The 21876-nt window shown below is 59.9% G+C and carries 22 protein-coding genes; 12 read left to right on the top strand and 10 right to left on the bottom strand.

What is annotated here, in order from left to right:
• Positions 1-102 precede the first annotated feature (102 nt).
• On the top strand, positions 103-1113 hold the full coding sequence (locus AXW84_RS02680) for a ComEA family DNA-binding protein (RefSeq protein WP_068228298.1): 1011 nt from the start codon (positions 103-105) through the stop codon (positions 1111-1113).
• Between the two features lie 15 nt (positions 1114-1128).
• On the opposite strand, the gene AXW84_RS02675 is transcribed toward AXW84_RS02680, so the two are convergent.
• Positions 1129-2439, bottom strand: a complete 1311-nt coding sequence (locus AXW84_RS02675; RefSeq protein WP_082773657.1) for an MFS transporter — start codon at positions 2437-2439, stop codon at positions 1129-1131.
• 131 nt (positions 2440-2570) lie between these two features.
• Here AXW84_RS02675 and AXW84_RS02670 point away from each other — a divergent pair, with 131 nt between their 5' ends.
• From AXW84_RS02670 to nth, 4 genes are all read left to right on the top strand, one after another.
• Positions 2571-2963, top strand: a complete 393-nt coding sequence (locus tag AXW84_RS02670; protein ID WP_068228294.1) for an STAS/SEC14 domain-containing protein — start codon at positions 2571-2573, stop codon at positions 2961-2963.
• Positions 2964-3200: 237 nt separating this feature from the next.
• Complete coding sequence (locus AXW84_RS02665; RefSeq protein ID WP_068228291.1) at positions 3201-3836, top strand: RNA polymerase sigma factor; 636 nt, start codon at positions 3201-3203, stop codon at positions 3834-3836.
• On the top strand, positions 3775-4005 hold the full coding sequence (locus AXW84_RS02660; protein ID WP_236943233.1) for a hypothetical protein: 231 nt from the start codon (positions 3775-3777) through the stop codon (positions 4003-4005). The genes AXW84_RS02665 and AXW84_RS02660 overlap by 62 nt, the downstream gene beginning before the upstream one ends.
• Positions 4006-4101: 96 nt before the next feature.
• The gene (nth, locus tag AXW84_RS02655; protein ID WP_068228284.1) at positions 4102-4800 is read left to right on the top strand and encodes an endonuclease III; all 699 of its coding nucleotides are present in this window, start codon (positions 4102-4104) and stop codon (positions 4798-4800) included.
• Between the two features lie 38 nt (positions 4801-4838).
• Here the strand turns inward: nth and AXW84_RS02650 are convergent, their stop codons facing one another.
• The gene (locus tag AXW84_RS02650; RefSeq protein ID WP_068228281.1) at positions 4839-6041 is read right to left on the bottom strand and encodes a glycosyltransferase family 4 protein; all 1203 of its coding nucleotides are present in this window, start codon (positions 6039-6041) and stop codon (positions 4839-4841) included.
• Between the two features lie 82 nt (positions 6042-6123).
• Positions 6124-7152: a gliding motility protein GldB-related protein gene (locus tag AXW84_RS02645; protein ID WP_442905603.1), complete on the bottom strand. Its 1029-nt coding sequence runs from the start codon at positions 7150-7152 to the stop codon at positions 6124-6126.
• 82 nt (positions 7153-7234) lie between these two features.
• Here AXW84_RS02645 and AXW84_RS02640 point away from each other — a divergent pair, with 82 nt between their 5' ends.
• Entirely contained in the window at positions 7235-7933 is a 699-nt protein-coding gene (locus AXW84_RS02640; RefSeq protein WP_071889803.1) for a porin family protein, read from the top strand.
• Positions 7934-8078: 145 nt separating this feature from the next.
• Here AXW84_RS02640 and AXW84_RS02635 read toward each other — a convergent pair whose 3' ends face one another.
• From AXW84_RS02635 to AXW84_RS02625, 3 genes are all read right to left on the bottom strand, one after another.
• Positions 8079-9686: an Rne/Rng family ribonuclease gene (locus AXW84_RS02635; protein WP_068228273.1), complete on the bottom strand. Its 1608-nt coding sequence runs from the start codon at positions 9684-9686 to the stop codon at positions 8079-8081.
• 337 nt (positions 9687-10023) lie between these two features.
• Entirely contained in the window at positions 10024-10962 is a 939-nt protein-coding gene (locus AXW84_RS02630; protein ID WP_068228271.1) for a tetratricopeptide repeat protein, read from the bottom strand.
• An 86-nt stretch (positions 10963-11048) separates the two neighbouring features.
• Positions 11049-11357: an HU family DNA-binding protein gene (locus AXW84_RS02625; protein ID WP_068238849.1), complete on the bottom strand. Its 309-nt coding sequence runs from the start codon at positions 11355-11357 to the stop codon at positions 11049-11051.
• 186 nt (positions 11358-11543) lie between these two features.
• On the opposite strand from AXW84_RS02625, the gene mutY reads away from it, so the two are divergent.
• The 6 genes from mutY (at position 11544) to AXW84_RS02600 (ending at position 18108) form a co-directional block, all read left to right on the top strand.
• Positions 11544-12629 (top strand): A/G-specific adenine glycosylase, encoded by a 1086-nt coding sequence (gene mutY, locus AXW84_RS02620; protein WP_068238847.1) that lies wholly within the window; start codon positions 11544-11546, stop codon positions 12627-12629.
• Between the two features lie 107 nt (positions 12630-12736).
• Positions 12737-13156 carry a single-stranded DNA-binding protein gene (locus AXW84_RS02615; protein ID WP_068228268.1) on the top strand — a complete coding sequence of 140 codons (420 nt, stop codon included), beginning with the start codon at positions 12737-12739 and terminating at the stop codon, positions 13154-13156.
• Between the two features lie 125 nt (positions 13157-13281).
• Entirely contained in the window at positions 13282-13872 is a 591-nt protein-coding gene (gldD, locus tag AXW84_RS02610) for a gliding motility lipoprotein GldD (RefSeq protein WP_157887208.1), read from the top strand.
• A 100-nt stretch (positions 13873-13972) separates the two neighbouring features.
• Entirely contained in the window at positions 13973-16066 is a 2094-nt protein-coding gene (gene recG / locus AXW84_RS02605) for an ATP-dependent DNA helicase RecG (protein WP_068228265.1), read from the top strand.
• A 92-nt stretch (positions 16067-16158) separates the two neighbouring features.
• Positions 16159-16389, top strand: a complete 231-nt coding sequence (locus AXW84_RS24385; protein WP_157886770.1) for a hypothetical protein — start codon at positions 16159-16161, stop codon at positions 16387-16389.
• Positions 16390-16674: 285 nt separating this feature from the next.
• Positions 16675-18108, top strand: coding sequence for a hypothetical protein (locus AXW84_RS02600; RefSeq protein WP_068228262.1), 1434 nt, complete (start codon positions 16675-16677; stop codon positions 18106-18108).
• Between the two features lie 71 nt (positions 18109-18179).
• On the opposite strand, the gene AXW84_RS02595 is transcribed toward AXW84_RS02600, so the two are convergent.
• The 4 genes from AXW84_RS02595 to AXW84_RS02585 form a co-directional block, all read right to left on the bottom strand.
• The gene (locus AXW84_RS02595) at positions 18180-19967 is read right to left on the bottom strand and encodes an acyl-CoA dehydrogenase family protein (RefSeq protein WP_068228259.1); all 1788 of its coding nucleotides are present in this window, start codon (positions 19965-19967) and stop codon (positions 18180-18182) included.
• A gap of 181 nt (positions 19968-20148) precedes the next feature.
• Complete coding sequence (locus AXW84_RS02590) at positions 20149-20367, bottom strand: type II toxin-antitoxin system HicB family antitoxin (protein WP_068228257.1); 219 nt, start codon at positions 20365-20367, stop codon at positions 20149-20151.
• A 6-nt stretch (positions 20368-20373) separates the two neighbouring features.
• Positions 20374-20535, bottom strand: coding sequence for a type II toxin-antitoxin system HicA family toxin (locus AXW84_RS22965; RefSeq protein WP_071889800.1), 162 nt, complete (start codon positions 20533-20535; stop codon positions 20374-20376).
• Positions 20536-20576: 41 nt separating this feature from the next.
• On the bottom strand, positions 20577-21779 hold the full coding sequence (locus AXW84_RS02585) for an acetyl-CoA C-acyltransferase (RefSeq protein WP_236943230.1): 1203 nt from the start codon (positions 21777-21779) through the stop codon (positions 20577-20579).
• Positions 21780-21876: the final 97 nt, after the last annotated feature.

Genomic DNA, 21876 nt, shown 5'->3' with positions numbered 1-21876 from the left:
CCCCGCGTAGCGTTTGCAGGAGCTGCGCGCTCTTTATAAACGCCAAGCGCTTCCACCCTTCCGCTTCCGCACCCGTTTTGGCGGGTGCTCAACCACTTTGCTATGAAACCTTCGCCGCGCCCCCGGCGCTCCTGGGCCGATGCGGGGCCCCTGCGCTGGGCGCGGCGCTACATGGGCTACTCGCGCGCCGAAGCCCGGGGCATGGTGGGGTTGCTGGCCGTGCTGGCCGGGGCCCTGCTGCTGCCGCTGCTCTGGCACCCCGCCCAGCCCCAGTACCTGCCCGCCGCCGATCAGCAGCAGCTCGACCAGCTGGCGGCAAACCTGGCCGCCAACCGGGCCCCGGGCCGTGCCTACGCCCCGCGCCCGTTCGAGCGGGCGGCGCGCTACCCCGCTGTGGCCCAGGTGCCATTAGGGCCCTTCGACCCCAACGCCCTAACGCCTGAGGGCTGGGAGGCCCGCGGCGTGCCACACTTCGTGGCCGGGCGCATCGTGAAGTACCGCGACGCGGCGGGCGGCTTCCGCGCCAAGGCGCAAATCAAGAAAATGTACGGCCTGGAAGATTCAGTATACCAGCGGCTGGCGCCCTTCATGCAACTGCCTGAGGCGCTGCCGGTCCGTGGTGAGCGGCCCGCCTACGCCGCCGGGGCCCCGGGCAAGTTCCCGCCGTTCGCCGCCAGCAAGTTCCCCAGCAAGCCCAAGCACCTCCAGCCCTTCGACCTGAACGCGGCCGACACCACACAATTGATGCAAATCCGCGGCATTGGCGCGGGCCGGGCCAAGTGGGTGGTGCAGTACCGTAACCAGCTCGGCGGCTACCTGCGGGCCGATCAGCTCGGCGAGGTGTTCGTGCTGCGCGACGCCCCCGATTTGGTGGACAGCCTCCGCAAGTACACGTTCGTGCAGCCGGGCTTTGCCCCGCAGCTGGTGAACGTCAACACGGCCTCGTTCGACGAGCTCTACTTGCATCCTTACATCCGCAAGCCGCTGGCCCGCCTTATCGTGGCCTACCGCAAGCAGCACGGCCCCTACCGCAAGCCCGAAGATCTACAGCAAATCCCGACCCTGAAGCCCGACGACTGGGCCAAGCTGCGGCCCTACGTGCGCTGCGAATAGGGCCCCGGCGGGCCGCTATTTCTTGCCCGCGCCCATTTCCAGGCCGCGCAGCTTATTGGCCTTCCACGTTGTCACGGCCACCACGAGCATCGTCATCAGGCCCCCAAACACCACGCTGGGCACTGTACCCATCAGCTTGGCCGCCGCGCCGCTCTCGAAGCTACCCAGTTCGTTGCTGGAGCCGATGAAAATGCTGTTCACCGCCGACACGCGACCCTTCATGTACTCCGGGGTGTAGGTGTGCACCAGCGTCGAGCGTACAATAACCGACACGGAATCGAAGGTTCCGGTCAGAAACAACAAAAACATCGACAAGTACAAATTGGTCGACAGCGCGAAGGCCACGGTGGCGGCCCCAAAGCCGGCCACTGCCCACAGCATTTTGCGGCCCGCTCCGCGCTTCAACGGCGAGAACGTGAGCCACACCGCCATGGCCACCGAGCCCACCGCCGGCGCGGCGCGCAGGTAGCCCAAGGCGTCGGGGCCCGCCTTGAGGATATCGGAAGCAAAAATGGGCAACAGCGCCACGGCCCCGCCAAATAGCACGGCAAACATATCCAGCGACAAGGCCGCCAGCACAATCTGGTTGCCGAAGATGAACTTAACTCCACTCAAAATGCTCTCTTTCAAACTCAGCCGCTCGCCCTCAATAGGCGGCAGCTCGCGGCTGGCAATGGTGATGAACAGCACCAGCGCCAAGCCCTCCATTACCACATCGACACCGTAAGCAAACTCCTTCCCCAAATGCGCGAATAGCAAACCGCCAATAGCAGGCCCCAGCACCGCCGAGGCCTGCCAAGTAGTTGAATTCCAAGTCACGGCGTTGGGCAGGAAGCTGCGATCGGGCAGCAGCTGCGGCATGAACGAGAACAGCGCGGGCCCCATGAACCCACGCGCAATGCCGCTCACGAAAATGACTAAATACAGCGGCCACACCACCGTGGCGTTGAAAACGCCCAGGTGCAGCCGGCCCCGCGCCAGCAGGTCGGCCTGGCCCGGGTGCGCCAGCCAGAACAGCGCCAGGGCGCACAAAAACAGCACCGCCACAGCCGGCACAATGATGCGCTTGCGGCGCACCGAATCGGCTACGTGCCCGGCATAGAGCGACACTGTGATGCTGGGAATGGCCTCGGCTAACCCAATAAGGCCCAGTGCCAACGGGTCTTTGGTGAGCTCAAAAATCTGCCAGCTCACCACCACCCCCTGGATTTGGGTAGCCACAGAGAACAGAACCCGGGCGGTAATCAGGCGGCGAAAATCGGGCAGGCGCAGGGCCGCGTAGGGGTCGTGAGGGGCCGCGGGGGCGGCAGGCGAAGCAGGGTTCATAACAGAAACACGGGCCCGGCGCGTGCTGCGCGGCCCCGCCGGGCAAAGGTAGCCCGCCCAACGCCGGGCCCAAAGCAGCGCTTGTTACATCCAATCCACCGCTTACCTTGCGCTGCGCCTTAGCCTTTGCTATGTCCAATTACGGACTCGACCTTGTGTACCGCCCTGACCTACCGGCCCTCATCGCCCGCTGGCAGCGCGAAATCACGCCCCAGGAGCTGCAAGCCGGTTACCAAGCCGTGCTAACAGCGGCCGACGCAGCCGGGTGCAGCCGCTGGCTACTCGACCTGCGCCGCCGCGAAGATGTGGTAGAACCCGCCGTGAATGCTTGGTTCGGCACCACTTTTGCGCCAGCGTTGCGGGGGCGCTACGCGGCTGCGGTGCGGCTGGCGTTTTTGGTATCGCCGCTGCGGGCGCAACAGGCCGTTACGGCTGTGGTTTCGGCCGCTAGCACCGATTGCCGCATTGCTACCTTCACCGACGAAGCCGCTGCCCACGCTTGGTTGGCCCAGGCCGAAGGCTAGGGCTTTAGTCGTGCATCGAAGTCCGACGTGAAGTTTTTAGGAAGGTTGCGCCGATTTCTAAAAATATTTTGTCATTTTTGCCTCAACTGCCTTGCGGATGCCCTAAGTGCGCCGCTACATTTGGCAACCGCTTGCAACGTTCTGCTTACAACCGGTATCTTCCGTTTTATTTCCTGTAATCTCTCAAGCTGCATACTATCGGTTCAAGCTCTACGTTCCCCTTATCCGTAGTCCTTTATGGAATCCATGCAGCTGAGCGATTCCGCGCTCGTTTCGCTTTACCTGGCCGGCCAGGAATCCGCCTTCGCGATGCTGCTTGAGCGGCACCGAAGCCGGACCTTCACCACCATTCTGCTCATCGTACGCGACGAAGACGTTGCTGAAGACCTCCTCCAAGACGCATTCATTAAAGCCATCCACGTGCTGAAAAGTGGCCGCTACAACGACGAAGGCAAGTTTGGGCCCTGGCTGTGCCGCATTGCGCACAACCTGGCCATCGACGCTTTTCGCCGCGGTAAGCGTGTGCCCCACCTCAGCCTCGACGGCGACGGGCCTTTAGCCAATTCGCTCGCCCATTCGGAAGAAGGAGCCGACGATGCCTTGGCCCGCGAAGAAACCCACGCCCGCCTGCGGGAGCTAATCCAGGAGCTGCCCCCGGCCCAGAAAGAAGTGCTGCTCATGCGCCACTACGGCGACCTGAGCTTTCAAGAAATTGCCGACGCCACCGGGGTGAGCATTAACACGGCCCTCGGCCGGATGCGCTACGCCCTGATAAACCTACGGAAGAAAATGGCCGTAAACCCGTCTTACTATGATTCAAACCTTACCCTATACGACCCTACTGCGCTACGTGTACAACGAATTGCCAGCTAGTGCCTTGCCCGAAGTGGAAGAAGCTCTCCAACACGATTCCGAGCTGGCCATCGCCTGCGCTGACTTACTGCTGGCCCAGCGCACCCTCGACGGCCTGCGCTGCGAGCCCCGCCCGGCGGTATCGGCCCGCATTTTAGAATACTCGCGTACGTTTCCGACCGGCAGTTAGGCCCCGGAATTTCGCCCGACCTTTGCCATCCCAAGCGCTGCTCGCCGCAGCGCCTGGGATGGTTTTTTGCTTACTGGCCGCGCCAATTCTTCGTTTATGACCCGTCCTGAGCGGTTTCGCTTCTTCCTCGATTACTTCACTGTCCACTTCCCGGCCCCCAAAACCGAGCTCATCTACCGTAACCCCTACGAGCTCATCGTGGCCGTGGTGCTGAGCGCTCAGTGCACCGACAAGCGCGTAAACTTAGTGATGCCAGCACTGCTGGCGGCCTTTCCCACCCCTGCCGCCCTCGGCGCCGCTACGGCCGACGAAGTTTTTCCCTTCATCCGCAGCGTTTCGTACCCCAACAACAAGGCGAAACACCTCGCTGGGCTGGGCCGGATGTTGACGGAAGACTTTGGCAGTGAGGTACCCAGCCAACTCGACGAATTGCAGCGTCTGCCCGGTGTGGGCCGTAAAACGGCCAACGTCGTGGCATCTGTTATCTACAACCAGCCCGCCATGGCCGTCGACACGCATGTGTTTCGGGTGTCGCACCGCCTGGGCCTGGTGCCCAAAACTGCCACCACGCCCCTGGCCGTCGAGAAAGGCCTGGTCCGCCACATTCCCCAGGCCCTCATCCCCAAAGCCCACCACTGGCTAATTCTGCACGGCCGCTACATCTGCGTAGCCCGCAGCCCCAAGTGCGGCATTTGCCCGCTGGCGCCCAGCTGCTTGTATTTCGAAAAGAACGTGGCGCCGCTGGCTGGCCTTGTCCCACCAAAAGCAGCAAAGCCCAAAGCCAGCGCCGAATAAACCTGCAAAGCTGCACCGGGGGCCCCAGTAGCGGGCCGTTAGGTCACCGCATTTTCCAGCACTCGCTGCACTACCGCAGCCAGTTGTTGACGGTCAAATTCTTTGGCGGCCAGGGCCCTGCCGCGCTGGCCAGCCGCTTGCAGCTGCGCCGGCTGGGCCAGCAATTCGCGCAAGCGAGCGGCCAGTTTCGGGGCGTCACCAGCCGGAACGTACCAGCCGCAACCGTGGGTTTCGACCAGCTTTTTGGTCCAGCCTTGGTTGGTAACGACCACCGGCGTGCCCACTGCTAGCGCGTCGTAGAGTTTGGCGGGCGAGTTGGCGTCGAGCACCGGCAAGTTCAGGAACGACACCACAGCCACATCGGCCAGCCCAAACCAGGCAAACACTGCGTGGCGTGGTAGCCCGCCCACCAGCCGGATGCGCCCGGGCCAACGCGCCGCCGCCGCCGCCGCTAGCGGCTCGTAGTAGCCGTGGCCCAGAAACAGCCACACCGCGTCGGGGTCGGCCGCCACCAGTATTTCCGCCGCAGCTATTAGCGTCGGGATATCGTTGGCCCGGCCGAAGGTGCCGGCGTAGAGCACCACTTTTTTGCCATTTAGACCTTGGTCCTGCCGCAGCGCTGCCACGGCCGCCGGCGTGGCCCGGGCCGCCAAGTCGAGGTCGGTGCCGTTGAGCACGGTGGTTACCTTTTCAGCAGCAACGCCCAAGTCAATCACGTAGCGCGTCATGTCGGGCGAGAGCGGCAAAATGTGCTGGGCGCTGTGGTACAACCGTTTCTCTAGCGCAAATAGCTGTTGCCGGGCCAGGACCGTGGGCACGGCCCCCATCGCCACCGGAAACGCCGGCCACAAATCCTGCACCTCGAACACCCACGGCACCCGCCGCCAGCGCGCCACCTGCGCCGCTGCCCAAGCCGCCGTCAGCGGCGTGCTGATGCCCCAGATAACGTCGGGCTTCTCCATTCGCAGCCCCGCCCGCACGGCCCACGCCGCGTACTGCGCAAACGCCAGGGCCCGGCGCGCGGGGCCCATCTTATTATCGTATGGGATGCTGGCTTCACGAATTTCTACCCCAGCCGGCACCCATGGAAACTCGTGCGTCAGCCGTTGCCCACGCCAAGCGGGCGTGGTCAGCAGCGTTACCCGGTGGGTCTGGGCAATATGGGCCAGCAGCGCATAGTGCCGGCTGGTGGCCGGGCAGTCGGGGTTGGTATGGTACTGGCTGAAGACAGCAATGTGCACGTAGTCAATGGATGAGTGGGCGAATGAGTGAATGAGTGAATGAGCATAATGCCATGTGGGCAGCACTCATTCACCCGCTCACTTATTGCCGCTTGGGCCGGTAGTGCGATTCGTTAAGCAGCTTCTGGGCGCTGCGCGCTGCCATAAGCTGGGCTAAAGTCACGTTAGGGTGGTCGTTCATGTACTTGCGCACAATTTGCAATCCCACCCACTGGCCCACCCGGCCGGGGCAGGTAGCATCAATTTCGGGCACGTTGGGCCGTTCGCCCACGTACTTCTGGATGGTGAAAGGTGTGGTGTTGTACAGCAGGTTTTGCTCCAGAAAATGGGCCCATATCTTACCCTCGTTGGCAGTCACGCCCACCACTTCTTTCCTGGTAAAGCCCAACAACAACGAATCGGGTACACAAGGCAGCGCGCGGCCCGCAAAATATAGCGCCTTGCCACCGCTCACCATAGCATCAAGCATGGTATTAGCAGGCAGCTCGTGGCGGTTGTACTTGGTGGCTACGCGCAATGCCAATGATGGCATTAAGTTGGCCGGCGTGTAGTTGCGCAGAATATATTTGGGCATTTCCACCGGCCGAAACTTGGCTTGGGTCCCCGCAAACCAGTCGAGGCTCAGCACCAGCAAACTGTCGTTCACAAAAATATCTTTGCCCTCAAACCCACTCACAAACGTGGCCGCGCGCGGAGCCTGGAACCCCGGAAAGTAATACTTCACCCGTCCGAACAGGGCCCCCAGGTCGCGGCCCAGCGCGGCGCTGTCCGGAAAGGCAGCGGCCGTCTGCTGCGCCAGTTCACGCAAGTGCGGTTCGGCCGCCAGGCGGGCCAAGGCGGTGGCTCCGGTAGTATCGGTAGCCGTACGCCGCTGTAAATAAAAGCGCGCGAACGCCGGGTGCGCGTTCATAAATGCCACCGCGCCGCTGGGGCCCTGGATTTTAAAAAACGCAGCTTCCAGCCGCTGCACTTGCACGGCGGGCATGGGAGCGTCGGTAGCTGCATCGGGCCGGCAGCCAGCTGGTTGGCTCCGGCCGCAGCCCGCCAAGGCCAGCGCAGCAGCCAGCAAAACGGACCAGGGCCCTCGTTTAGCAATTCTTTTCTTATCCACGCGTTTCTAACTTTCGGGTAAAATTAGCCACAACCTGGGCCCCGACCCGCAACCATTCCCTCATTCTTTCTATCTTCATTTTATGAAAAGATTGTTTCTTTCCTTATCGATTCTTGTGGCCAGTGCTACAGCGGTTTCGGCCCAGGTCGAAATTGGTATTAAAGTATCGCCTTCTGTCACGTACCTACGCACCGATGCCGCCTCTACTTACCAGTTCAAAGACGAGAAGAGCCAGTTAGGATTCGGTGGTGGCTTGATCGTGGATTATTTTTTTGGCGAAAACTACGCTTTCAGCACTGGTTTGATGCTAACCGGCAAAGGTGGCACCTATTCCTACCAAAAAGATTATCGGGCCCTAAATCCAAATGACCCGCTTATTCCAAAGGGCGATGTGCAAAAACTGAGTACGCAGTATCTTGAATTGCCTTTGACCGTCAAGCTTTTCACCAATGAAATTGCCCCAGCCACGCGTTTGTATTTTCAACTCGGTGGTTCGCTCGCCGTACCCATCGGAGCCCGCATCAATGGCGAAAAACGGTACACTGACCCCGACACTAACGAAGAAACTACCGCGCTGAGCCACGTATTATTTATTGACGCTAATGCGTTAGTGGCTTTTGGCGCCGAGTACCAGTTGGGCCGCAGCACCAAGTTACTAGCAGGCCTGAGCTATCACCGCGGCCTAGTCAACCTTGACCATTACTTCGAAAAAACCCGGGGCTTCAGCGACGTCACCATCAAAAACAACGTATTCGCCCTAGACCTGGGAATGAAATTTTAATCGCTGATTAGACTGGTCAACCGTGATTTCACTGCTTTTTTAGATCATAAAGTGCACATCAAAAAGCCCCGGCTGCAATTACAGTCGGGGCTTTTCATTGATAGACGAATCAGTGAAATCCGTTAAATCTGCTTAATCTGCGGTCCTAGTCGGTAAATTCGATTTCCCGGTCTTGCACCTTGCTCATGGCCGCGGCCATCGAGCGAAGCTGAATTTCCTCGCCGCGTTCGTCCTCAATCCGGTAATCGGTGAGACCCAAGCTACTGTCTTTTACTAGTTTCACCCATTTGTAGTACTTCAGATACCACTTCATTTGGCGCGAAACCAAGCCTTTGGTGTAGTAGGCGTACAGGAAGGGGTGCACCGACAGCGTGAGGCCCGATTGGTTCTGGGCCACCAGCAGGTCGTCGATGCTGTTATCAATGTCGTCCGTTACCTGAATAGAGGCCGAAATGCGGCCCGTGCCGCCGCAGGTGGGGCACACCTCGCCGGTCACGATGGTTTCAGCTGGCCGCACGCGCTGCCGCGTGATTTGCAGCAACCCAAACTTGGTCAGGGGCAGCACCGTGAATTTGGCTTTGTCGGCCTTCATCACGTCGCGCACGGCGTCTTCCACCTTCTTGCGGCTCTCAGCAGCACGCATGTCGATGAAGTCCACCACAATGATGCCCCCCATGTCGCGCAGGCGTAGCTGTCGCGCCACCTCTTTAGCAGCCAGCAGGTTAATCATCAAAGCCGTGGCTTCCTGATCGTTTTCCTGGTTGCTTTTACTGCCCGAGTTCACGTCGATGACGTGCAGAGCCTCGGTGTGCTCGATGACGAGGTAGCCGCCGCCGGGCACGGTCACGGTCTTGCCAAACAGCGTTTTAAGCTGCTTTTCAATGCCCGTTTGCTCGAAGATTTTGACCTTGGTGTTGTGCAGCTTCAGCAGCCCGAGCTTATCGGGTGCAATCTTCTGCAGGTAGTCGCGCATCTCCTCGTACATGGCCGGGGCATCGACCAAAATGCTGTCGAACGATTCGTTGAGCATGTCGCGCAGCATCGACGAGGTGCGCCCCAGTTCGCCCAGCACTTTATCGTTCGGCTTGGCGGTGCGCAGCGTGGTGTACAGTTGCTCCCACTTGCCCACCATGTCCTGCATGTCCTTATCCAGCTCGGCCACGTCGCGCCCCTCCGCTACGGTGCGGATGATGACGCCAAAGTTCTCGGGCTTGATGCTGGTGATGAGGCGCTTGAGCCGGTCGCGCTCCGCTTTGCTCACGATCTTTTTGCTCACGCTAATCGTGTTCGAAAACGGCATTAGCACGAGGTAGCGGCCCGCCATCGAAATGTCGGTACTCACCCGGGGCCCCTTGGTGGAAATGGGCTCCTTGATGACCTGCACTACAATTTGCTGGCCTTTTTTAAACACGCTGTCGGCCTTACCCACTTTTTCGAGGGGCGGCTCAAACGTGAACTGGTTAAGGCTAGCCGCGGGGGCCCGGCCGCTTTGCACGGTCCGTGCCCACTTCGTAAACGAGGGGTATTGCTCGCCCAAGTCGCCGTAGTGCAGAAACGCGTCCTTTTCGTAGCCAATGTCTACGAAGGCCGCGTTGAGGCCGGGCATCACCTTTTTCACAGTGCCCAGGAAGATATCGCCCACCGAATAGTTGGTGTCGTTGCGGTCGAAGTGGTACTCAATGAGCCGCTTATCCTGCAACAGCGCAATCCGTTCGCCTTCCTGAGTAGAATTAATGACTAATTCATTACTCAATGTCTTGTTTAGTTAAAGTAGCTCCGATGGACGAATATATAGCGATACCCCAAAACCGGCAAAAGGGAAGCCAGAACCCAAAGTTCTGACTTCCCTCGCGAGCCACAGGAAAAGCACACACCCGCCGCATCCGGGAGGCTACTGTGAGAGATGGGCAGCCGGCAGGTTTCAAACCGAAACCACCGGTTGCCAAAGCACCCCGAGGGGCGGCTTACTTCTTCTTGTGGCGATTCTTGCGCAGGCGCTTTTTACGCTTGTGGGTGGCAATCTTATGACGTTTACGTTTTTTACCGCAGGGCATGTGCTTGTGGGTTAAGTTTTTGGGATTGGGGTACAGTTATTTCAATTTGGCCAGCTCTTCCTCGACCGATGCGGCCAGGGCCGGGTCGGCACTGAGGCTTTTAGCCGCCAAAAAGGCGGCGCGGGCCTGTTCTTTAGCCCCCGTCCGGGCCGAGGTCACGCCCAGGTAAAACTGGGCATTCACGTTTTTGGGATTCACCTTCACCAACTGCTGGAAGCGCTCCACGGCTTTGTCGTACTGGTTGCTTTGCACCGCCAGAATGCCCAGGTCGTACAGCGCTCTTTCGTTGTTGGGGTCGGCGGCCAGTACCTCGCGCAACAGCGTTACGCCCTGCACGGGGTTGTCGGAAGCCATGTAGGCCATGCCCAGGTTGGTCTTGGCGTCGAGATTATTGGGGCTCTTGGCCAGCACTTTGGTATACAAATCACGGGCCTTGCCGCCGAGCAGCTTGATGCGCTCGTCCGACGAAGCAAAGCTAAACGCCTGGAAATAGGCATCCGCCGCTTGCTGCAACGCCTGGGGCCCCGGCTGCGCCGCGGCCACCTGCTCGTAGTAATAGCCCGCGCTGTCGAAGCGCTGCACGTTCTCGTAGCGGCGGGCCAGCAGCGTGGCGGCCTCAGCCCGTTGGGCCGGGGTACCGGCTTTGGCAAACTGCCCCACCAAGCGGTTCAGTTCCTGGCGCTGCTCTCGACTGGCCGTAGTGTGGGGGGCAGCGGCTGTGGGGCCCTCCGGGGAGGTAGTGGGCCCCGCCTCGGCCGACACGGGGCCCGACGACGCATCGGCTTTGGAGCCGTTGGTGGCTGGACCGCCACCGTCGCGGTTGGCCGTGCGGGCCGCATCCTGGGTCAATTCCGCCTTTCCTTCCTTGGGCTTCACAATGCCTTTGGGAAGCACAAACAAGCCGCCAATCAGCGCCAAGGCGAGGACTAGGACCAGTACTTGGTGAGCAGCGGGACGGGAGGCGGTGGCAGCCATAGAAAATAGCCGGCCGCCGGGCTTCCCATTTGTAGGAAGACGCCGGCGGCACAGCCGGTAATTAGCTAGTAATCAGCAACGAAAACTTAAGCTTTAGCAGCCGTGGTTTTTACTTTCTTGCTGTTTTTGATTTTAGCCACGAAGGTTTTCGACGGCTTGAAGCTCGGGATGTAGTGCTCCTCGATGATGAGCGACGTGTTTTTCGAGATGTTGCGGGCCACTTTCCGGGCGCGCTTCTTGTTAACGAAAGAGCCGAAGCCGCGCACGTAAATGTTGTTGCCCTCGGTCATCGAATCCTTCACCACTTTGAAGAAGGCTTCTACGGTCATCAACACATCTGCTTTCTCGATGCCGGTTTTCTGCGAAATTTCGGCGATTACCTCTGCTTTGGTCACGTTGGTTATGTACTTAGGGTAAAAAAATAAGAATCTGGGCAATAAAAATTCCCGCTTTCCGCGTAAGCCCTTGCCCGGTAGGCGATTCGCTTATGAAATCGGGCCACAAAGGTAGCTTCTTTTTTGGTTTTTCCCAATCACCCACTGCAATCGGGGCCCCGGCCCAATTTATTCGTCCTCAAAATTTTGGCTAATCTCCCCCGCCAACCTTCTGTGCTGGCCGCCGCGCTGCTGGCCTGGTACCCCCGCCACCACCGCGACTTGCCCTGGCGCCATACCCGCGACCCATACGCCATCTGGCTGTCCGAAGTTATTCTCCAGCAAACCCGCGTGGCGCAGGGCCTCCCCTATTACGAAGCCTTTCTGGCCGCTTACCCCACGGTGCAGGCGCTGGCCGGGGCCCCCGAGCAGGAAGTGCTGCGCTTGTGGCAGGGACTGGGCTACTACTCCCGGGCCCGCAACATGCACCATACGGCCCAGCAAGTGGTGCAGGAGCACGGCGGCCAATTCCCGACCACCTACGCCGGCCTGCTGAAGCTGCGCGGCGTGGGGCCCTACACGGCGGCGGCTATTGCCTCGTTTGCCTTCGACGAAGCGGTGGCCGTGCTCGATGGCAACGTGTACCGAGTGCTGGCGCGCATTTTTGGGCTGCACGCCGACATTGCCGCGCCAGCCTCGCGCAAGGAATTTCAGGCCCTGGCCGACCAGCACATTCCAGCCTCGGCCCCTGCCGATTTCAACCAGGCCATCATGGAGTTTGGGGCCCTGCAATGCACCCCGGCGCGGCCCGATTGCCTGTTTTGCCCCATGCAGCACAGTTGCTGGGCGTTTCAGCACGGGCAAGTGGCACTGCTGCCGGTAAAGAGCAAAGCAAAGGCGGCGCGTGTGCGCTACCTGCACTACCTGGTGCTGCGCCACGGCGAGGCCATGTACTTAAAGAAGCGCGGCGAAAAAGATATTTGGCAGGGCCTGTACGACTTCGCCGTAGTTGAAACCACTGGCTTAGAGCTGGATGCGGCCGAGGTGCTGCGCCACGTGGAAGCCCTGGGCGGCCAGCTCGATACTAGCCTCGCGGCCGAGCCAGGGGCCCCACCCCTGCTCAAGCACGTGCTGAGCCACCAGAAGCTGGAGGCGCGCTTCCATACCGTGTGGCTGGCGGGGCCCCTGCCGGCGACATCCTTGGCCGATACGGGCCTGCGGGCGTATTCGCCGGCCGAAATTGAGGAGTTACCCAAGCCGCAACTTATTGCCAATTATTTGGGCAAAAATTGAAATTATTTTACTAACCAATTTGGTAATTTAATTTTCGGCGCGTACTTTTATAGCACCTTAATCTCTGCGAGGTAAAACGCATTTTACCATTTTTAACCCCTACCGTCATGGCCGGAGTAAACAAAGTAATTTTAGTAGGCAACTTGGGCAAGGACCCCGAGGTGCGGCACCTGGAAGGCGGCGTAAGCGTGGCGCACTTCACGCTCGCCACCAACGAGTACTTCAAAGACAAGCAAGGCACGCGCGTGGAGCGCACCGAGTGGCACAACATTTCCGCCTGGCGTGGCCTGGCGGAAATGGCCGACAAATTCCTCAAGAAAGGCCAGCAGGTGTACATCGAAGGCAAGCTGCGCACCCGCCAGTACCAGGACAAAGACCAGCAAACCCGCTACATCACCGAAATCATCGCCGATGAGATTTCGATGCTGGGCGCCCGGCCGGGCGGCTCGCCCGGGGCCCCGGCCGCGGTGGCCGAGCCAGCGGTCAGCTTTCGGCAGGAGCCGGAGCTGGACCAGCTGCCGTTTTAGCCGTGCGTCCGTCTCGTTTCTGAAAAGCCCTGGCACCACGCCGGGGCTTTTTTCGTTGCGGCGGGGCGGGAGTACCTTTGAACGGCGGCGACCATTAATAGCAATCCGTGAAACATTCTACTTTTTTGCCGCGCTTCGCCGGCCGGCTGGCTTGGCTGGGGGCCCTGGCCCTCGGGCTGGCCGCATGCACGGCCGCGCCCGACTTCACGCCTAAGCCCAAGGGCTACAACCGTATTGTGTTGCCGCCCCACCGCTACCGGGCCCTGCCCGATGGCCACCCCTACACGTTCGACTACTCGCAGTCGGCGGTGGTGAAGCGCGACTCGTCGTACATGGCGCAGCCGCACTGGCTGAACATCTATTATCCACAACTGCATGCCAACGTGCAGATTACGTACATGGACGTGGCCCGCGACCGGCGCCTCTACAACAAGATGATGGAGGACGCTCGCAAGCTCACCGGCAAGCACCAGGTGAAGGCCACGGCCATTGATGAGCGCATTTTGAAGATGCCCAACGGCATGCGGGCTTCGGTGTTTGAGCTGCAAGGCGAGGTGCCAAGCCAGTTCCAGTTTTATACCACCGACAGCACCAAGCACTTTTTGCGCGGGGCCCTGTACTTCCAAACCGCCACCGCCAACGACTCGCTGGCCCCGGTAATTGAGTACGTGAAAACCGACATGGTGCAGATGCTGAATACGTTGAAGTACCGGTAGTTAAGCTGTTAGCTGTTAGATTTCTGTGCCAGGTTGGCGTTATTCAAGTAATTTATCGAAAAGCTAACAGCTGACGGCTAATAGCTAACAGCTCAAAAACATGAGTTTCTTTAATACCCGGCTGGAGTTTTTGCGGGGCGTGGGGGCCCAGCGGGGGCAGCTGCTGGGCAAGGAGCTGGGCCTGTTCACCTACGGCGACCTGATCCAGCGCTATCCGTTCCGCTACCTCGACCGGACGCAGTTTTACAACGTCGTGGATTTGCACGAAGACCTGCCTTACGTGCAGGTGAAGGGCATTTTGCGCAACCGCCAACTCGTGGGCGAGGGCCCCAAGCAGCGCCTCACGGCCACGCTGAGCGACGCCAGCGGCGACCTGGACCTGGTGTGGTTCAAGGGCATCAAGTGGATGCAGCAGATTGTGCAGAACCAGAAGGAATACATTCTGTTTGGCAAGCCCACGATGTTCAACGGGCGGCCCCAGATGGCCCACCCCGAGCTGGAGGAAGTGACCGAGGCTAAGGCGGGCCAGAGCTTTTTGCAGCCGGTGTACAACACCAGCGAGAAACTCAAAAACTACCACCGCGTGGACAGCAAGGCCATCATGCGCATGGTGGCCGACCTGCTGAAAATTGCGCTGCCGCACGTCACCGAGACGCTTTCGCCAGCCCTCGTGGAGCAGTACGCGCTGATGGGCAAGGCCCAGGCGATGCAGCAAATCCACTTTCCGCAGAACCCGGACTTGCTGGCCGCGGCGCGGTTCCGGCTCAAGTTTGAGGAGCTGTTTTACATCCAGCTCAAGCTGTTGCGCCAGAAAGACCAACGCAAGGTGACGCTGGCCGGCCAGATTTTTAACCAGGTGCCCACGCTGGTTGATTTCTATAACAACCACCTCAGCTTCGATCTCACGGGGGCCCAGAAGCGGGTTATCCACGACATTTACAAGGACTTCTGCGCCGGCCAGCAAATGAACCGGCTGTTGCAGGGCGACGTGGGCTCGGGCAAAACCATCGTGGCCTTCATCGCCATGCTGATGGCGGCCGACAACGGGGCCCAGAGCTGCCTTATGGCCCCCACCGAAATCCTGGCCGACCAGCACTACCAGGGCCTGAAGGTGTACGCCGACGCGCTGGGCATCCACTTGGGCAAGCTCACGGGCAGCACCCGCACGGCCCAGCGCCGCGTGCTGCACGAGGAGCTGCGCAACGGCACGATGCACATGCTGGTGGGCACCCACGCCCTGCTGGAGGACGTGGTGCAGTTCCGCAACCTGGGCCTCACGATTATGGACGAGCAGCACCGCTTCGGGGTGGCGCAGCGCTCGAAGCTGTGGCAGAAAAACCCGCACGTCATCCCGCACGTGCTGGTGATGACGGCCACGCCCATCCCGCGCACGCTAGCCATGACGCTGTACGGCGACCTCGACGTGAGCGTGATTGACGAGCTGCCGGCCGGCCGCAAACCCATCGTGACGGTGCACCGCTACGACGCCAACCGCCTGAAAGTGTTTGAGTTCATTCGCCAGCAGGTGCAGCTGGGGCGGCAGGCGTACATCGTGTACCCGCTGATTGAGGAGTCGGAAACATTGGACTACAAGGACCTGACAGATGGCTACGAGAGTGTGACGCGCGCCTTCCCGGAAATGCAAATTAGCATGGTGCACGGGCGCATGAAAGCCGAGGAAAAGGACTTCGAAATGGCGCGCTTCGTGAAAAAAGAAACCCAGATTATGGTGGCCACCACCGTAATCGAAGTGGGCGTAAACGTGCCCAACTCGTCGGTGATGGTGATTGAGTCGGCCGAGCGATTCGGCCTTTCGCAGCTGCACCAGCTGCGGGGCCGCGTGGGCCGCGGGGCCGACCAGAGCTACTGCATCCTCATGTCGGGCTTCAAACTGAGCAAGGACGCCCGCACCCGCCTCGAAACGATGGTACGTACCAACAACGGCTTCGAAATTGCCGACATTGACCTAAAGCTCCGGGGCCCCGGCGACCTCATGGGCACTCAGCAAAGCGGCGTGCTTGACCTGCTTATTGCCGACTTGGCCAAGGACGGACGCATCCTGAGCGAGAGCCGCGCCGCTGCCCAGTCGCTACTGGCGGAAGACCCCGAATTGGCCAAGGCCGAAAATGGTAACATCCGCCACCACATTGACAGCTTACCCGCCAACGCCGTGAACTGGAGCCGGATTAGCTAAAAATACAAGCCTAAAAAAGCGGCCTCGATGAAGCCGCTTTTTTAGATTAGAACAGTGCCAAGGAGCTGGGCACATTAGCCGGTTGCGAGCTGTTGCGCACCAGCACTACGGGGCTGCTGGTTCTGGGGGAAAAGTGGTTGGCGGGGGCCATCAATTCGGAGAAAGTAGCGGTAATGACCGGTGGATTGGGACGCGACCAACGCCCAACGACCACAAAACTCAAGAGCAAAAAAAGTTTTCCTATTGTTTTCATAAAGGAAACGCCTCTCGGCACGAAAAGAATAATTCTTGAAATATTTACAATCAATCAATTTTTAAAGTAATAGCTAGTAGTTGCCCTGGTAAAGTACGGTGTTTAGTGGAAAGGAGCAGACGTTCGAGCTACACCTTAAACGGTGCCGCTATACGAAAGTTTATTCGCATCGGTTGTGTTTATGCTACCCTTTTGTTACCCACTCAGCGCACTTAGGCGCCTAGCTCCCACGCCACACAGACTATAAGCAAACGCTACATTTGATGCATAAGCATATGGGCACAGGTATGCCTTCTGGTATTAATCTAATTTTCACTAAATGCAATACCATCGAATTAAGGCTATTTTGGCTGCAATGGGACTGTTGACCACGGCTGCACCAGTTTGGGCCCAAAAGGTCAAATCCGTCCCGTTCAGTTACCAGCCCGAGCAAGGCGCTGACCGCTACGACAGCCGGGTGCCAGTCAAAACATTGCCGCTGGCCGCTGGCAGCGGCTTCATCATTCTGGCCCACCAAGCCAACGGTGGCTACGCCGTGGAGCGCTACGACCAAGCCCTAAAAAAGCAGTGGGAGGCTACCCTGCCCGTAGCCCCGGGCGAAACGGTGGAAGCCTTCGGGATGGGTCCCGAGCAAGCTTGGGTGGTGCTGCACCACAAAGATGAAAGCGACCAAAACCTGACCTTACACCCGGTGAACCTGCGCAATGGCCAGTTGGGGCCCCCGGTGGTACTGGTGGCGGCCCCTGCCCGCGACCGCCGCCCGGGCGTGGCCATATCGCCCGATGGCACGCACCTGCTGGCCTTCGCCTACCAAACCCGCGAAGAGCAAATTAGGACCCTCAACGCAACGCTGTTTGACCAGAAGCTGAATAAAGTACTGAGCCGGACCTATGACTTCCGGGCCACGCGCGAATTTTTCTCGCCCAACGTGCTGGTGGCCAACGATGGGGCCCAGCTTGTAACGATGCTCAGCGATGGCATGAGCAAGCTGACCGTGCGCCGCTACCCGGCCACACCCGACCTGCCCACGCAGGCCACGCCGGTGCCGGTGCTGGGTGTGCCGGTGGGCGGCATCTTCGGGGGCCGCACCATCCGCATCCGCGACGCGCGGTTCAAGCTGCTGCCCGACGGCCAGCTCTACGCCGCCGCGCTGGTGGCCGACTACGATTCGGGCGAGCTAACGGGGTTGAAAGTAGTGCGCTTTGATTTCGACAAAAACGACATCAAGCTGAGCGATGAGGTCCCCTTCGATGCTCCCTACTTGGCCGCCGTAGGCCAGGCCACCGGGGCCCCGGCGCCCAAGCGGCTGGAGGATATCTACCTAGCCGACTTACTTCTCACGCCCGAAAAAAACCTGGTAGTGCTGGCCGAGCGCCACTACGAGGAAGGGGGCCCCGAGCTGCCCGTGCACGCCCGCGAAATCCACGCATTTGGCTACAACAGCTTTGCCCGGCCGAGCTGGCACAAGCTGATAGCCAAGGACCAAACGGCCCCGGCCGTGGACAGCTACACGGGCATCGGCTTCCGGGCCGCCGTTTTCAACGAAGAAATCCAACTGGTGACGCTGGAAACCCTGGCCGGCAAATCGGACCTGTACCTGCGCCACCTGCCGGCGCTAGGCGGCGTGGCCTCGCCCCCGCAGCGCCTCAAGCTGAACGTGGCCGACGACAAACAATTGGCCTACGTAAAGGACTTCACCGCTTGGCTGGGGCCCAAAACCATCATCGGCATCAGCCGCCCCAGCAAGCGCTCTGCTGCGCTGCAACTCGACCGGGTAGAACTGAAATAGGCCAGTTATAAGCCATCAAAAAAGCCATTCCCGAACCGGGAACGTCTTTTTTGATGACTATTACTTGAATGCTAGTAGATGTAGTCGTTGGCTTCGATGAGGCCAGCGGCCACGCGGCGGCGGGCGTCTTTCACGTTGAAGAGGTCGGCCTTGGTGAAGCGCTTGAGGCCCATGCTCAGCAAACGCTGCTCGTCGCCTTCGGTCATGCTGGCGATGGCTTCCTTGCCGGCGCGCTCCACGATGTCAATGGTGTCGGAGAGGTACACGCGGGCCATGTCCAGCTCGCGGCTCAATGTCTCCTCGCCTTTGGCAGCAATTTCTTTTTCCACGCGCAGCAGGGTGCTTTCGGCCACGTAGGTTTTGATGGCCATGTCGGCGATGTTGGTCAACACTTCCTGCTCCTTGGCTAGCGAGTTCATGTACTTCTGCACGGCCGTGCCGGCCACCATCAGGATGGCTTTTTTGAGGCCAGCAATGGCTTTTTTCTCGGCGGCAAACGGCGAATCGTCGCTCTCGCCCATGCTCGGAATGGCCAGCAGCTCTTGCTGCACGGCCTGGGCGGGGCCCATCAGGTCAATTTCACCCTTCAGGCCCTTCTTCAAAATCATGTCCACCGCCAGCATGCGGTTAATTTCGTTGGTGCCCTCAAAGATGCGGTTGATGCGCGAGTCGCGGTAGGCGCGGTCCATCGGGTAGTCGGCCGAGAAGCCGTAGCCGCCGAAAATCTGCACGCCTTCGTCTACCACGTAGTCCAGCACTTCCGAGCCTTCCACTTTCAGCATGGCGCACTCTACGGCAAACTCGCGGGCGGCGCCCAGCAGGGCCTCGTTGCTCCCCTTGCCTTCCGCTAGCAGGCGCTGCTCCATGCGGTAGATGTCGTCGCCGGCGCGGTAGATAGCCGATTCTACGGCATACATGCGGATGGCTTGCTGGGCCAGCTTGTAGCGAATAGCGCCGAACTTGCTGATGGGCAGCTTGAACTGCACCCGCTCGTTGGCGTACTTAATGCTTTGGATGGCCGCGCCTTTGGCCCCGCCCAGGCAAGCGGCGGCCAGCTTGATGCGGCCGATGTTCAGCACGTTGAAGGCGATGAGGTGGCCTTTGCCAATCTCGCCCAGGACGTTCTCTTTGGGTACCTGCGCGTCGCTGAAAAACACCTGGCGCGTGCTGCTGCCACGGATGCCCATCTTGTGCTCCTCGTTGCCCAGGCTCAGCCCGGGCGTGTTTTTGTCCACGATGAAGCCGGTGAACTGTTCTCCGTCAATCTTGGCAAACACGATAAATACGTCGGCAAAACCGGCGTTGGTGATCCACATTTTCTGGCCGTTCAGCACGTAGTGCGTGCCTTCGGCGTTCAGCACGGCCTTGGTTTTGGCGCCCAGCGCGTCGGAGCCCGAGCCGGGCTCGGTGAGGCAGTAGGCCCCCATCAGGGTGCCGTCGGTGAGGCCGGGCAGGTATTTTTCCTTTTGCGCGTCGGTGCCGAAGTACAGAATGGGCAGCATGGCAATGCCCGTGTGCGCCGCAAACGCCACCGGGAACGAGTGGCCACCGCCCACGCCCTCCGTCACGCGCAGCGCCGTGGGGAAGTCCATGTCCAGGCCCCCAAACTGCTCGGGGATGCTGACCCCGAACAGGCCCTGCTGGCCAGCTTTCTCCATCAGGCCGCGCATCAGGCCTTCCTCGTGGTTGTCGAGGCGCTCCAACAGAGGAGTTACTTCCTGGGCCACAAAGTCCAGGCAGGTCTGGTGCATCAGGCGCTGCTCCTCACTGAAATCGGCCGGGGTGAAAACGTCCTGCGCATCGGTCGGTTTGATGATGAATTCGCCGCCCTTCACGACAGCTTTTTGGGATACTTCCATGACGGTTGTTGAGTGAGGAGTTGAAGTGGATAGAGGAGTAAGGTGTTCGGCACGCCTACTATTTTGGCAAACAATAGGGCCCCGGGATTTAGTACTGCAAGATAAACAAAATTTGTTAGGCGTGCCGACTATTTTGGCAAGAAAAAACCCACCTAAGCGGGTTTTCTCCCATTAATGCGTATTAAGCAACTGCTACTTCCAGCGTTGCTGATTCCGTGCTGGGCTCTGGTATTGGCAAGCCCTCCAGCAATAAGCCTTCGATGTGGAAGGCAATGCCTTCGCGTGCGTTTTGCTCAACCTCGGCACGCGTTTCACCGAAAGCAGCCAGGCCGGGTAAGTCTGGCGCATAAGCAGAATAGCCGGTGGAAGTGTGCTCGAAAATTACCAGGTATTTTTTCATAGCGTTTCAGCGCAAGCCAGCTTGCTTTAGGATGTTCATGGCTGTACCGATGGCCACGTCGTCAGACGGTTTGTGGCCAGCTAAAGTAACCAAACCAAGTTTAGCCGGATGTTTGAATTGCACGTGGCTTCCAGATTGCCGTACCAATACCCAACCGTCTGCCTCAATTAACTTTCATCAGGCCAACAAAGTGCAGATGGATAGCCGTTCTACTTCAGCAGCTCGTAGATGCCGGCGACGCCCTGGCCGCCGCCCACGCAGGCCGTGACGATGCCGTATTTCTGGCCCCGGTCGCGCAGCTCGTCGAAGAGCTGGATGGAGAGCTTAGCGCCCGAGCAGCCCAGCGGGTGGCCCAGGGCAATGGCCCCGCCGTTCACGTTCAGCTTTTCGGTGTCGATGCCTAGCTCGCGCACCACGGCCAGGCTCTGCGAAGCGAAGGCCTCGTTTAGCTCAAACAAGTCAATGTCGTCCAGCTTCATGCCGGCTTGCTTGAGGGCTTTCGGCACGGCCTTGATGGGGCCCATGCCCATGATGCGCGGGTCCACGCCCTCGGTGGCGTAGGTGACCATGCGGGCGATGGGCTCCAGGTTCAACTCCTTCACTAGGCGCTCCGACATCACCAGTACGAAGGCCGCGCCGTCGGAGGTTTGGGACGAGTTGCCGGCCGTGACGCTGCCGTTGGCAGCGAACACGGGGCGCAACTTGGCCAGGGCTTCGATGGACGTATCGGCGCGGGGGCCCTCGTCGGTGTCCACCACGTAGGAGCGGTTTTTCTTCTTGCCGGTGGCCTGGTCGAGGTAGGTTTCTTCCACTGTAATGGGCACGATGCTCTTGGCAAACTTGCCTTCCTTGATGGCCTTGATGGCCTTCTGGTGCGAATTGTAAGAAAACTCGTCTTGGTCCTGGCGCGAGATTTTGTAGTCCTGGGCCACGGCTTCGGCCGTCAGGCCCATGCCCATGTAGTAGTCGGGGTGCTCGTTGGCGAGCTTGTAGTTGGGCACGGTTTTCCAGCCCACGGTGGGCACCATGCTCATGCTTTCGGTGCCGCCGGCGATGATGCACTCGGCCATGCCGGCCGTGATTTTGCCCACTGCCATGGCGATGGTTTCCACGCCCGAGCCGCAGTAGCGGTTCACGATGAGGCCGGGCACGTTGATGGGCAGCGCCAGCAGCGAGATGAGGCGGCCCATTTGCAGGCCCTGCTCGGCCTCGGGCACGGCGTTGCCCACAATCACGTCGTCGACGCGGCTGGGATCCAGCGCGGGCACCGATTTCATGAGGTGTTTGATGACCTCGGCGGCAAGGTCGTCGGGGCGGGTGAAGCGGAACACGCCACGGGGGGCTTTGCCAACGGCGGTGCGGTAGCCGGCGACGATATAGGCGGTATTGGCCATTTTGATAGATTCTGTCATGCTGAGCTTGCGAAGTATCTTATCACGTTCGCGCCGCTCGGGTGAGAAATTGATTCTGGCGAAGGCAGCCGTGATAAGATGCTTCCTTCGGGACGCC

The organism is Hymenobacter sp. PAMC 26628, assembly GCF_001562275.1.
GTDB lineage: Bacteria > Bacteroidota > Bacteroidia > Cytophagales > Hymenobacteraceae > Hymenobacter.
Note: the sequence above shows the minus strand (reverse complement) of the source record. Positions and strands in the feature narration are given on the sequence as shown.